The sequence below is a fragment of the Cellulomonas terrae genome (assembly GCF_007990265.1).
Classification (GTDB): Bacteria; Actinomycetota; Actinomycetes; order Actinomycetales; family Cellulomonadaceae; genus Cellulomonas; species Cellulomonas terrae.
Genome location: NZ_BJWH01000010.1, coordinates 58,280 through 71,304 on the forward strand (window position 1 = coordinate 58,280; position 13,025 = coordinate 71,304).

Below are 13,025 nucleotides of genomic sequence, written 5' to 3' on the forward strand. Positions count from 1 at the left end.
TCGCTCCCTCGGGGCGAATATTCGGCAATCTCCCGTCTTGTGGGACTTGTTTCTTTCGTGTTAGAACTAAACCATGCTCTCCCCCGACGATGTGATGGAGATGTCTCCCAACCTCTCCGGCCGCGTGCTGCACCTGAGCCGCGGCGGCACGAGCGTCGTCATCGATCTCGACGCAGTCCCGCACCCCGCGATCGTGCACTGGGGCGAGGAGCTCGCCGGCTCCACCGACGAGACGCTGCGGGGCCTGGCCGTGGCGGCCCGGCCGCAGCGCGTCTCGGGCGGTCTGGACGCGCCGGCGCGCGCCACGCTCGTCGCCACACCCGCTGGGGGCTGGCTCGGCACGCCGGGTCTCGAAGGGCACCGCGACGGCGCCTCGTTCAGCGTCCGGCTGGAGCTCGTCGACGTCGAGGCCGACGGCCACCGCGCCCGGCTCTCCCTCGTCGATCCCGAGGCCCGGCTCAGCGCGCAGCTGGAGCTCGACGTCGGCACCGCCGGCCTCCTGCGGCAGCGGATCACGCTGCGCAACGACGGCGACTCGCGCTACACCCTCCAGCACCTGCACCTGGCCTTCCCGGTGCCGTGGGACGCGACCGAGCTGCTCGACACCACCGGTCGTCACCTGCGCGAGCGGACGCCGCAGCGGCACCCCTTCGGCTACGGGACGTACCTGCGGGAGAGCCGTCGCGGCCGCCCGGGCGCGGACGCCACGCTCCTGCTCGCGGCAGGTCGGCCGGGGTTCGGGTTCGAGCGCGGTCGCGTGCACGCCGTCCACGTCGCGTGGAGCGGGAACCACCGGCTCGTCGCGGAACGGTCCGTGTCCGGCGAGGCGTTCCTCGCCGGCGGCGAGCTGTTCGCGCCGGGCGAGGTCGTGCTCGCGCCCGGCGAGTCGCTCACGTCGCCGGAGGTCATCGGGTCCTGGGGCGACGGGCTGAACGAGCTCGCGCACCGCTTCCACGACGAGTGGCGCAGCCGCCCGGAGCACCCCCGCCGGCCGCGCCCGGTCACGCTCAACACGTGGGAGGCGGTCTACTTCGACCACACGCTCGACCGGCTCACGGCCCTGGCCGACGCCGCCGCCTCCGTCGGGGTCGAGAGGTTCGTCCTCGACGACGGCTGGTTCCTCGGTCGTCGCGACGACACCGCGGGCCTGGGCGACTGGTACGTCGACCCGACGGTCTGGCCCGAGGGCCTGCACCCGCTGGTGGACCACGTCCGCGCGCGCGGCATGGAGTTCGGGCTGTGGGTGGAGCCCGAGATGGTCAACCCGGACAGCGACCTCGCGCGACGGCACCCGGACTGGGTCCTGCGCGGGCGGACGACCCTGCCGCCGTCGGCCCGCCAGCAGCAGGTCCTCGACCTCGCGCACCCCGACGCGTACGCGTACGTGGCGGAGCGTCTGCACTCCCTGGTGGCCGAGTACCCGATCGCCTACCTGAAGTGGGACCACAACCGCGACCTGCTGGACGCGGGCAGCGGTCCGGAGGGCATCGCCCGGGTGCGCGAGCACACCCTGGCCCTCTACCGCCTCCTCGACGAGCTCAAGGCGGCGCACCCCGACCTGGAGATCGAGAGCTGCGCCTCCGGGGGTGCGCGCGTCGACCTCGGCATCCTCGCCCGCACCGACCGGATCTGGACCAGCGACAACCTCGACCCGCTCGAGCGCCTGGTCAACCAGCGGTACACGGCGCTCGTGGTGCCGCCCGAGATGATGGGCATGCACCTGACCAGCCCCGTCGTGCACTCGACCGGCCGGACGGTCGACCTCGACCTCAGTGCCGCGGTCGCGCTGCTCGGGCACGTCGGGATCGAGTGGGACCTCACGGGGACCGACGACGAGACCCGCCGTCGCATCGCCGCGTGGGTGGACTACGCCAAGCGCGTCCGCCCGATCGTCGCGACCGGTCGCACGGTCGACGTCGACGGCACCGAGCCCGGCATCGACGTGCGCGGCGTCGTCGCGCGCGACCGCTCGTCGGCGGTGTTCACCCTCACCCAGACCGACACGACGGTCTCCTACCCGCCCGGACGGGTCCGGGTCCCCGGGCTCGACCCCGGTACGCAGTACCGCATCCGGGTCGTCGGCGGCTCGACGCACGCCGCCGCACAGTCGGGGCTCCCCTGGCAGGAGCACGACATCAGGCTGACGGGTCGCGAGCTCGATGTCGTCGGCCTCCGCCCTCCCGTCCAGTACCCCCAGAGATCCACCGTCATCGAGCTGGTCGCCCAGAGCGACACCCAGGCGCAAGGAGGCGCACGATGAGACACCGGACGACGCGACGAGGTCGCGTGGCAGCGGTCGGGGTGGTCGCCCTGCTGGCGGCCGTCAGCGGCTGTGCGAACGAACCGTCCGACGGCGTGACCACCCTGAACTTCTTCCAGTTCAAGGGTGAGGCGCTCGAGGACTTCGACCAGATCATCGCCGACTTCGAGGCGGAGAACCCGGACATCCGGGTCGTGCAGAACCAGGTCGCCGACGCCGACACGGCCATCCGGACGCTCCTGGTCAAGGACAAGGCGCCGGACGTCATCACCCTCAACGCGAGCGGGAACTTCGGGCGCCTCGCGCAGGCCGGTGTGTTCTACGACTTCGCCGGCGACCCGCTGCTGGACACCATCAACCCGGCGGTCCAGGAGATCATCGCCGACCTCGGTACCTACGGCGACGAGGTGAGCGGCCTCGGCTACGTCAACAACGCCAACGGGATCATCTACAACCAGGAGATCTTCGCCGCGCAGGGTCTCGAGGTCCCCGAGACGTGGGACGACCTGATCGCCGTCTGCGACGCGCTCGAGGCCGCGGGGATCACGCCGTTCTACGGCACGCTCGCGGACTCGTGGACCGCCATGCCGTCGTGGAACGGGCTCGGCGCCTACCCGGCGATGGACGGCTTCTTCGACACGATGCGCGAGCAGGGCGAGGACACCGGTCCGGACTCGGAGGTGTCGTTCCAGAAGAACTTCGCCGAGGCGATGGACCAGCAGTACGAGCTCTACGGGTACATGCAGGACGGCTACCGCGGCGCGACCTACGACGACGGCAACGCCGCGTTCGCAGGCGGCGAGGTGGCCATGCTCCTGCAGGGCATCTGGGCGCTGAGCCCGATCAAGGGGATCAACCCGGACGTCCAGGCCGCGATCTTCCCGTACCCGGCCCCGGAGGACCCCGCCGACAGGGTGCTGGTCTCCGGCGTCGACGTCGTCGTCACGATGGCGAAGGACTCGCCGCGTCAGGAGGAGGCGCTGCGGTTCATCGAGTACCTGTTCCAGAAGGACGTGATCGAGGAGTTCGCCGCCTCGCAGAACATGGTCCCCTCCGTGCAGGGTGCCGAGCTCAGCGAGGACCCCGCGCTCCAGTCGGTCAAGCCGTACTTCGACGAGGGCCGCATCGCGGGCTTCATCGACCACCAGGTGCCGCCGAGCATCCCGCTGCCCGCGATCGACCAGCAGTTCCTGTTCAGCGGTGACGCCGAGGCGGCGCTCGCCACCCTCGACAGCGAGTGGAGCAAGGTCGCCGCTCGCACCATCCCCGTGACGGGAGAATGACGATGACGTCCTCGACGCAAGCCCTGCCCGCGGCCCGCGGCGCCGGCAGTGCCGGCCCGACCCCGACGCCGCGCCGCCCGAAGGACCGCGCACAGACCACGTTCTACTGGATGGTCTGGCCGGCGGTCATCGCGTTCTTCCTGTTCCACACCGTCCCGGTGCTCGTCGGCATCTTCTTCAGCCTGACGAACTACGCCGGGTACGGGGCCTGGAACTTCGTCGGCCTGTCGAACTACGTCAACCTGTTCAAGGACGACCGGGTCCTGCAGGCGTACGGGTTCTCGTTCCTGTTCGCCATCGCCGCGACCGTGCTGACCAACCTGATCTCGCTGTCCATCGCGATGGGCCTCAACGCCAAGATCATGGCGCGCAACTTCTGGCGCGGCGTGTACTTCGTGCCCTACGTCCTGGCGATCCTCGTCATCGGCTACGTGTTCCAGTTCTTCTTCTCGAGCTCGCTGCCGAAGATCCTGTCGAACATCCCGCTCTTCGCCGACAACATCCTCACCAACGAGACGTGGGCGTGGACGGCGATCGTGGCCCTGGCCGTCTGGCAGTCCTGCGCCTTCGCGATCATCATCTACCTGTCCGGGCTGCAGACGATCCCCCGCGAGCTCTACGAGGCGGCGTCGCTCGACGGGGCGAAGGCGTGGCGCCAGTTCCGGTCGATCACGTTCCCGCTGATCAGCGCCTTCTTCACGATCAACGTCGTGCTCAGCCTCAAGGGCTTCCTCCAGGTCTTCGACCCGATCGTCGCCCTGACCAACGGCGGGCCCGGCACGGCGACGGAGTCCGTCACCCTGCTCATCTTCCGCGGCGGGTTCTCCGGCGGGGAGTTCGCTTACCAGACCGCGAACGCGGTGGTCTTCTTCATCGTGATCACCATCGTCTCCCTCTTCCAGTTCCGGGTCCTTCAGCGCAGAGAGGCGGACTTCTGATGACCACCGCCGGAACCATGCTCGGTCAGGCCGAGCCCGTCCTTCCCGAGCCTCGGCGGCGACGCACGAAGAACGTCGCCGACGACGACACCCGCAAGATCAACTGGTGGGTGACCGCGCTGATCGCGGTGTGCTCGCTGACGATCCTCGTCCCGCTCTACCTGGCCGTGGTCGTGGCGCTCAAGACGCCCGCCCAGCTCGCGGCCGGCACCGGCTTCGAGTGGCCGAACCCCGTGAGCTGGGGGAACTTCGCCGAGGCGTGGGAGCGGACCAGCTTCCCGCAGGCGCTCATGAACACGGCGATCATCACCGTCGGGTCGGTCGTCTTCACGCTGCTGACCAGCTCGGTCGTCGCCTACGGCATCGCGCGGAACATCCACCGGCCGTTCTTCAAGGGCGTGTTCTTCTACCTGCTGGCGGCCCTCTTCATCCCGTTCCCGATCATCATGCTGCCGCTCGTGAAGCAGACCTCGCTCCTGGGCCTCGACAACCAGGCGGGGATGATCGTGCTCTACACGATCTACGGGCTGTCGCTGAACATCTTCATCTACACCGCCTACATCCGATCGATCCCGATCGAGCTGGAGGAGGCGGCGCGGGTCGACGGTGCGTCGACCTGGCGGGTGTTCCGGCAGATCATCTTCCCGCTGCTGACCCCGATGAACGCGACCGTCGGCATCCTCACCTGCGTCTGGGCGTGGAACGACTTCATCATGCCGCTCGTGGTGCTGACCGATCCCGGGGCGCGGACCCTGCCGCTCGCGCAGTACGTGTTCCAGGGACAGTTCAACACCGACTACACGGTGGCGTTCGCGTCCTACCTCATGGCGATGGCACCTCTGCTGGTCGTCTACATCTTCAGCCAGCGCTGGGTCATCTCCGGGGTCACGCGGGGATCGATCAAGTAGGCACCGAGACGACGACGGGCCCGCTCCCCCTCGGGGGCGGGCCCGTCGTCGTGCCGATCAGATCAGCACGGCGCCCTTCGACGCCGACTGCACCAGCTTCGCGTACTTGGCCAGCACCCCGCGCGTGTACGTGGGGGGCAGCGGCGCCCAGCCCGCCGTGCGGGCCTCGAGCTCCTCGGCGCCGACCAGCAGGTCGAGCGTCCCGTTCGCCACATCGAGCTGGATCCGGTCGCCGTCCCGGACGAACGCGATCGGACCGCCGTCGACGGCCTCGGGTGCCACGTGCCCGACGCACAGGCCGGTGGTGCCCCCGGAGAAGCGGCCGTCGGTGAGCAGCAGCACGTCCTTGCCCAGGCCGGCACCCTTGATCGCGCCGGTGATGGCGAGCATCTCGCGCATGCCGGGGCCACCCTTGGGACCCTCGTAGCGGATGACGACGACGTCGCCGGCGACGATCGTGCCGTCCTCCAGCGCGTCCATCGCGGCGCGCTCGCGCTCGAACACGCGGGCGGTCCCCTCGAACACGTCCGAGTCGAAGCCGGCCGACTTCACCACGGCACCCTCGGGCGCCAGCGAGCCGTGCAGGATCGTGATGCCGCCCGTCTTGTGGATCGGGTTGTCCAGCGCGCGCAGGATCTTGCCGTCCGGGTCCGGGGGGTTCACGTCGGCCAGGTTCTCCGCGACGGTCTTGCCGGTCACCGTCAGGCAGTCGCCGTGCAGGAGTCCCGCGTCGAGCAGCGCCTTCATCACGACCGGGACGCCACCGATCCGGTCGACGTCGTTCATGACGTAGCGGCCGAACGGCTTGAGGTCGCCCAGGTGCGGGACCCTGGCGGCGACGCGGGAGAAGTCCGCGAGCGTGAGGTCGACCTCGGCCTCGTGCGCGATCGCGAGCAGGTGCAGGACCGCGTTCGTCGAGCCGCCGAACGCCATGACCACGGCGATCGCGTTCTCGAACGCCTTCTTGGTCATGATCTGGCGCGCCGTGATCCCCTGGCGGAGCAGCTCGACGACGGCCTCCCCCGACTTCTTGGCGAAGGCGTCGCGGCGGCGGTCGGCCGACGGCGGGGCCGCCGACCCGGGGATCGACATGCCGATCGCCTCGGCGACCGACGCCATCGTGTTGGCGGTGTACATGCCGCCGCACGCACCCTCGCCCGGACAGATCGCCCGCTCGATGCGGTCGACGTCCTCGCGGCTCATGAGCCCGCGCGCGCAGGCGCCGACGGCCTCGAACGCGTCGATGATCGTGACGTCCTTCTCGGTGCCGTCCTCGAGCTTGACCCAGCCCGGCGCGATCGACCCCGCGTACAGGAACACGCTCGCCAGGTCGAGGCGCGCAGCGGCCATGAGCATGCCCGGGAGGGACTTGTCGCAGCCGGCCAGCAGCACCGAGCCGTCGAGGCGCTCGGCCTGCATGACGGTCTCCACCGAGTCGGCGATGATGTCGCGGCTGACCAGCGAGAAGTGCATGCCCTCGTGGCCCATCGAGATGCCGTCGGACACCGAGATCGTGCCGAACTCGAGCGGGTAGCCGCCCGCTGCGTGCACGCCCGCCTTGGCCGCCTGCGCCAGCCGCTGGAGCGAGAGGTTGCAGGGGGTGATCTCGTTCCAGGAGCTGGCGACGCCGATCTGGGGCTTCGCGAAGTCGTCGTCGCCGAGTCCCACGGCGCGCAGCATGCCGCGCGAGGCCGTGGCCTCGAGGCCGTCGGTGACGGTGCGCGAGCGGGGCTTGATGTCGATACCTTCGCCGGAAGGACCGGCGTGTGAGCTGGGGGCGTTGTCCGACGTCACGGTCATGCTCGCGAGTGTAGGACTGCGCCTGCGCGCGGCCGCGGGAGGGTCACCCTGCGGACGCCGGCCCTCGCCGACCGGAGGGGCGGTCGGCGAGGGCCGGACCTCAGCCGCCCGCCGCTGCGGTCATCGCGTCGACGACGTCCGCTGCGGAACCGGTACCCGCGAACTGCTCGACGATCGCGTCGTTCAGCGCGCCACCGACCGTGCTCCCGTACGCGACGTCCAGCCACAGCTGCACGTACGTCGCCTTGTTGCGGAACGTGAGCAGCGCAGCCATGTTCGGGTCGTCGACCCCGGCCTCGGAACCCTGCGTCACGGGCAGGCCCGCACCGGTCTTCGCGTAGTCCGTCTGCACGTCGACGCTGAGGATGTACCGCAGGAAGTCGACGCACTCCGGGGGCGCGTCCGCCGAGCACGAGAAGCCGTCGCCGCCGCCGAGCGCGGAGTAGGCGTTGCCCTGCCCACCGGCGGTCAGCGGGAACGGGAACCAGCCGAGGTCCGCGCCCAGGCCGGTCCCGTTCGCGGCCAGGCCCGACATGACGCCCGGGTGCCAGTGACCCATGAGCTCCATCGCCGCGCCTCCGTTGGCCAGCAGCGCGGCGGAGCTCGTCTCACCCTGCTGCGCGGGTGCCGACAGGAACCCGTCCTGGAACGGTGACGTGGCGAGGAACGCCTCCAGGTCGGTGCCCGCCTTCTCGAAGCAGGGGTCGCTGAAGTCCTTCGCCGCCCCGGCCGCGGCCATGGTGTCGGGGTCGCAGGCCCGCAGCGCGTAGTTGTACCAGTAGTGCGCCGACGGCCACTTGTCCCCGGCGCCCACGGCGATGGGCACGATGCCCGCGGCCCGGAGCTTGCGGACCGCCTCGTCGAGCTCCTCCTGCAGGAGCGGGGTCTCCTCGATGCCCGCCTGCGCGAACAACGCCCGGTTGTACCAGAACCCCTCCACGCCCATGCTGAACGGCAGCCCGTACGTCCGGCCGTCGAGCTGCCACCCGGCCGCAGACCCGCCGATGAGCTCGAGCTCGGAGGCGACGTCGTCGGTCAGGTCGAGCAGCGCACCGGCCGCCACCTGCTCACCCATCTGGCCGCCGCCCCACTGCTGGAAGATGTCCGGGAACTCCCCGGTCTCCAGCGCGTCGGCGAGCTTGGCCTTGAGCTCCTCGTTCTGCACGGGCACGTTCTCGATGGTGACGTTCGGGTGGTCCGCCTCGAACCCCAGCGCCACCCTCTCGAAGTACGTGTTCAGGGGCTCGTCGATGCCGTTGTGCCACCACGTGAGGGTGACCGGGTCGTCGGAGCCGCTGTCACCACCCGCGCCCCCGCAGGCGGCGAGGAGGGCCGTCACGGCGGCGACCGCCGCGATCGCCCTCCCGGTGCGCGCAGTTCTCATGTCGTGGTCCTCTCAGGTCGTCGTTGACGTGGTGGGACGGCGCAGGCGGTGGCGCTACCGGCGCGCGGGACGTTCGGTGGTTCCGACATCGTTATCGACATCGTTATCGATTCAGCGGAGCACGTTCCCTCGATCGGCGGACGTCAGCAGGTGTGCGGCGAGGTCGTCGCCACGCGGTCTCCCGCGGACGACGACCTCGCGACGATCAGGACGTGACCGACACCGCGGTCCAGCGCGGGCTGTCGACGTCGATCGCGTGGACCGGGCCCGTGAGCGAGGTACGCGCCTCGGTCTCCCGCTCGGAGCACGACGGGCCGACCCAGACCTCGACCTCGCCCGGCTCGACCACGCGCACGTGGTCCCGATCTGAGAACGCCAGCCGCGCCGTCGGCACCGCGAACGTCACCACGGCCGACTCGCCGGCCTCGAGGTGGACGCGCCGGTACCCGACGAGCTGCGCCACCGGTCGGGTCACCGAGCCGACGACGTCGCGCGCGTAGAGCTGCACGACGTCGGCCCCGGGCCGGTCTCCCGTGTTGGTGACGCGGACGCTCGCCCCGACATGCCCATCGGTGGGCACCTGCGCATCCACCTCGAGATCGCTGTGCACGAACGTCGTGTACGACAGCCCGTGCCCGAACGGGAGCGCCGGCGTGCTCTGCAGGTTGGTGACGTCGCCGTTCCCGCCCAGGGCCGGGTGCAGGTACGTGAACGGCTGCGCGCCGGCGGAGCGCGGCATGCTCACGGGCAGGTGCCCCGACGGGTTCACCCGGCCGGAGAGCACCCCGGCGAGGGCCGTGCCGCCCTCCTCGCCCGGGAAGAACGCCTGCACGACCGCGGCGCAGCGGGCCAGGGCCCAGTCGATCGCGTAGGGACGACCCGTGAGCAGGACGAGCACGACGGGGGTGCCGGTGGCCAGCACGGCCTCGACCAGCTCGCGCTGCACGCCCGGCAGCTCCAGGTCGTCGCGGTCGCAGCCCTCGCCCACGGTCCCGCGGCCGAACAGCCCGGCGTGGTCGCCGACGACGAGCACCGCGACGTCGGCGGACGTCGCCGCCCGCACGGCCTCGTCGAAGCCCGTCCGGTCGTCGTCGTCGACCGCGCAGCCGAGCGCCGAGACGATCTCGGTGCCGGGGAGCTCGGCCGTGAGCGCCGCGCGGACCGTCGGGCTGTCGAGGCCCACCTCGACCTCGGGGTGGTGCGCGAGCACGTGGTTGAGGAAGGAGTAGCACCCGAACAGCGCCTCCGCACGGTCCGCGTTCGGACCGATGACGGCGACCCGCGCCGGGCTCGCGAGCGGCAGCGTGCCGTCGTTGGACAGCAGCACCACGGACTCCTCCGCCAGCCGGGCGGCGATGCGACGGTGCTCCGGGCTGTCGAGGTCGACCTCGCGCGGGGGCTCGTCGTCGAACGTGGCGTCCAGGAGCCCGAGCTCCTGCTTCTGCCGCAGGGCGCGCAGGACGGCCCGGTCGACGAGAGCCTCGTCGACCCGTCCGGCGCGGACGGCCTCCGCCAAGGGGGTGAGGTAGGCGTCGCCCGTGGGCAGCTCGATGTCGACGCCGGCCGCGAGCGCCTGGCCGGCGGCCTCGCCGAGGTCGCCCGCCACGCCGTGCAGGATCTGCAGGAACGCGACACCGAAGTAGTCGGCGACGACCGTGCCGTCGAAGCCCCAGCGATCCCGCAGCACACCCGTGAGCAGCCGCGGGTCCGCCGCGACCGGGACGCCGTCGATCTCGTTGTACGAGCTCATCACCGAACGCGCCCCGCCGTCGAGGAGGGCCATCTCGAACGGCACCATCAGGACGTCCTCGACCTCGCGCCCGCCGGCGTGCACCGGTGCGAAGTTCCGGCCGGACTGCGACCCCGAGTAGCCGACGAAGTGCTTGAGCGTGGCGTGCACGCCGGTCGACTGCAGCCCGCGCACGTAGGACGTGCCGAGCGTGCCGACGACGTACGGGTCCTCGGAGATGCACTCGTCGACCCGGCCCCAGCGCGGGTCCCGGATGACGTCGAGCACCGGGGCCAGCCCCTGGTGCACGCCGAGGGCCCGCATGGACCCCCCGATCGCCGCGCCCATCTCGGTCACGAGCTCCGGGTCGAACGAGGCGCCCCACGCGAGCGGCGTCGGGAACGTCGCCGCCCGCCAGGCCGACAGGCCCGTCAGGCACTCCTCGTGCACGAGCGCCGGGATGCCGAGCCGCGTCTCCCGCACGAGCCGGCGCTGCAGGTCCCAGAGCCAGCGGCCCCGCTCGACGGCGTCGACCGGGCGCGTGCCGTACACGCGGGTGATGTGCCCGAGCCCGTGCACCGTCGCCTCGTCGAGACCCTGCTCCACGGTGAACTCGCCCTGGAGGGGGGCCACGACCTCGCCGTCGCCCTTCTCCCAGAAGCCGACGATCTGCGCCAGCTTCTCCTCGAGGGTCATCCGGGCGAGCAGCTCGCTCGCGCGGTCGACCGCCGCAGGGACAGCCAGGGTCTGAAGATCCGTCACGGATCTGTCTCCTTCGGTGGTGATGTGCTGGGTGCTCACGGATCAGCCCTTGACCGCGCCCTGGAGCCCGTTGACGATCCGCTTCTGCATGGCGAGGAAGAACACGAGCGCCGGGATCATGGCCAGCGTCGTGAACGCGAAGACGCCCGCCGTGTCGGAGGAGTACTCCGACGAGAAGTCCGCGACACCCAGGGGCAGCGTCTTCATGTCGCTCTGCAGGAGGAGCAGCGGCAGCAGGTACGCGTTCCACGAGCCGACGAAGGCGAGCACGCCGACCGTCACCATGCCGGGACCGGACAGCGGCAGCAGGATCCGCCAGAAGAACCCGATGCGGGAGGCGCCGTCGAGCAGCGCCGCCTCCTCGAGCTCGTCCGGGAGGGCCTGCAGGAACGGCCGGAGGATGACGACGGTCACCGGCAGCGCGAACGCCGCCTGGGGCAGGGCCACGCCCCACCAGGTGTTCCCCATGTTCAGGTCCGTGATGAGGATGAACAGCGGGATGATCGCGACGGTGGCCGGGAAGAGCAGGCCGAGGACGAACACCATGAAGATCTGCTCGCGACCCTTGAACTTGTAGCGCGCCAGCGGGTAGGCGGCCATGATCCCGAAGACCACGACCAGCGTCGTGGTGAGCAGCGCGATCACCGTCGAGTTGAACGCGTAGGTCCAGAAGTTCGGGTTGCTCAGGACGCCCGCGTAGTTGAAGAACACCCACGGGTCCGGCATCCCCGCCGGCGACTCGGCCAGCTGGGCGTTGGTCCGGAAGCCGCCCAGCACGCCGTACAGCACGGGCCCGAGGGTCAGGGCGACGACGACGAGCGCGAGGGCGTAGACCAGCGGGTTGCCGCCGGTGTACTTCCCCGTCCGTCGTCGCGGGCCCTGGGCGGTCCGCGGGGTGGTCGGCGACGTCGCGGTCACGGCGCTCATGCCTTGGCCTTCTTCCGGAGAGCGGGGTCCTGGATGTCGCGGCGCAGGATGAAGCGCTGGTACAGGAGGGCCAGGACGAGGGCGACGACGAAGAGGATCACGGAGGCCGCCCCGGCGATCCCGTAGTTCTGCCGCTTGGTGCCCTCGTTGATGAGGAAGGTCGCCATGGTCGTGGTCGCGTTGGCGGGTCCGCCGCCGGTGAGGATCCAGACCATGTCGAAGAGCTGGAGGGAGCCGATCATCGACAGGAAGGCCCAGGTGCGGATGGTCGGGCCGAGCAGCGGGATGGTGATCTTGCGCTGCGTCTGCCACCAGCTGGCACCGTCGATCTGGGACGCCTCGTACAGCTCCTCGGGCACGCTCTGCAGGCCGGCGAGGAACAGGATCACGGCGAGACCCAGGTACTTCCAGGTCAGGACGACGATGACCGTCCACAGCGCGTACTCCGGCGTGCCCAGGAAGCCCTGCTCCGGGCCGTTGATCCCGACCGCGTTCAGCACGGTGTCGATGACGCCGTACTTCGGCTGCAGCAGCTGCAGCCACACGACGCCGGCGATGACCTCCGCCAGCACGTACGGGACGAAGATGATGGTGCGCAGGACGCCCTGGCCCCACATCTTGCGGTTGAGCAGCAGGGCGATGGCCAGCCCGAGCGGGAGCTGGATGGCGATCGAGGCCACCACGATGATCAGGTTGTGCTGGAGCGCGCCGATGAAGACGTCGTTCTGGAGCACGCTCACGTAGTTCTTGAAGCCGACGAAGTCGACCAGGGGGCCGTACCCCTTCCAGCGGTAGGCCGAGAGCTGGATCGCTCTGATGATCGGCACCACCACGAAGAACAGGAACAGCAGGAGGGCGGGGGCCACGAAGAAGGCGATCTCCAGGCGCTTGCGGAGAGCCGATCCCGTCCCACGGCGTCCGCCCGGGGCCGGGGCCACCGGCCGCGCCGAAGCGCGACCGGCGACCGAGGCCTCTGAGCTGGACGTCGCAGGCGAGGCGGTGACGCCCACGCGGGCGGTCGTCTCGTCTGCCAC

The 13,025-nt window shown here is 70.6% G+C and carries 9 protein-coding genes; 4 read left to right on the top strand and 5 right to left on the bottom strand.

Features of this window, described 5'->3' with window-relative positions:
* Nucleotides 1-73: 73 nt before the first annotated feature.
* The 4 genes from CTE05_RS10930 to CTE05_RS10945 are packed head-to-tail and all read left to right on the top strand — an operon-like array spanning nt 74 to nt 5,389.
* Nucleotides 74-2,260 carry an alpha-galactosidase gene (locus tag CTE05_RS10930; RefSeq protein WP_246123531.1) on the top strand — a complete coding sequence of 729 codons (2,187 nt, stop codon included), beginning with the start codon at nt 74-76 and terminating at the stop codon, nt 2,258-2,260.
* Nucleotides 2,257-3,543: an ABC transporter substrate-binding protein gene (locus tag CTE05_RS10935; protein ID WP_146846157.1), complete on the top strand. Its 1,287-nt coding sequence runs from the start codon at nt 2,257-2,259 to the stop codon at nt 3,541-3,543. Before CTE05_RS10930 ends, CTE05_RS10935 begins: the two co-directional genes overlap by 4 nt.
* Nucleotides 3,544-3,545: 2 nt before the next feature.
* Nucleotides 3,546-4,481 carry a carbohydrate ABC transporter permease gene (locus CTE05_RS10940; RefSeq protein ID WP_146846158.1) on the top strand — a complete coding sequence of 312 codons (936 nt, stop codon included), beginning with the start codon at nt 3,546-3,548 and terminating at the stop codon, nt 4,479-4,481.
* Complete coding sequence (locus CTE05_RS10945; protein WP_246123533.1) at nt 4,481-5,389, top strand: carbohydrate ABC transporter permease; 909 nt, start codon at nt 4,481-4,483, stop codon at nt 5,387-5,389. Before CTE05_RS10940 ends, CTE05_RS10945 begins: the two co-directional genes overlap by 1 nt.
* A gap of 57 nt (nt 5,390-5,446) precedes the next feature.
* Here the strand turns inward: CTE05_RS10945 and ilvD are convergent, their stop codons facing one another.
* The 5 genes from ilvD to CTE05_RS10970 form a co-directional block, all read right to left on the bottom strand.
* Complete coding sequence (gene ilvD / locus CTE05_RS10950; RefSeq protein ID WP_146846159.1) at nt 5,447-7,189, bottom strand: dihydroxy-acid dehydratase; 1,743 nt, start codon at nt 7,187-7,189, stop codon at nt 5,447-5,449.
* Between the two features lie 100 nt (nt 7,190-7,289).
* Entirely contained in the window at nt 7,290-8,573 is a 1,284-nt protein-coding gene (locus CTE05_RS10955) for an extracellular solute-binding protein (RefSeq protein ID WP_146846160.1), read from the bottom strand.
* A gap of 205 nt (nt 8,574-8,778) precedes the next feature.
* A complete protein-coding gene (locus tag CTE05_RS10960) occupies nt 8,779-10,998 on the bottom strand; it encodes a beta-xylosidase/alpha-l-arabinosidase (RefSeq protein WP_146846216.1) in 2,220 nt (739 codons plus the stop codon).
* A gap of 108 nt (nt 10,999-11,106) precedes the next feature.
* Nucleotides 11,107-11,991: a carbohydrate ABC transporter permease gene (locus CTE05_RS10965; protein ID WP_146846161.1), complete on the bottom strand. Its 885-nt coding sequence runs from the start codon at nt 11,989-11,991 to the stop codon at nt 11,107-11,109.
* Nucleotides 11,988-13,025 carry a carbohydrate ABC transporter permease gene (locus tag CTE05_RS10970; RefSeq protein WP_146846162.1) on the bottom strand — a complete coding sequence of 346 codons (1,038 nt, stop codon included), beginning with the start codon at nt 13,023-13,025 and terminating at the stop codon, nt 11,988-11,990. The genes CTE05_RS10965 and CTE05_RS10970 overlap by 4 nt, the downstream gene beginning before the upstream one ends.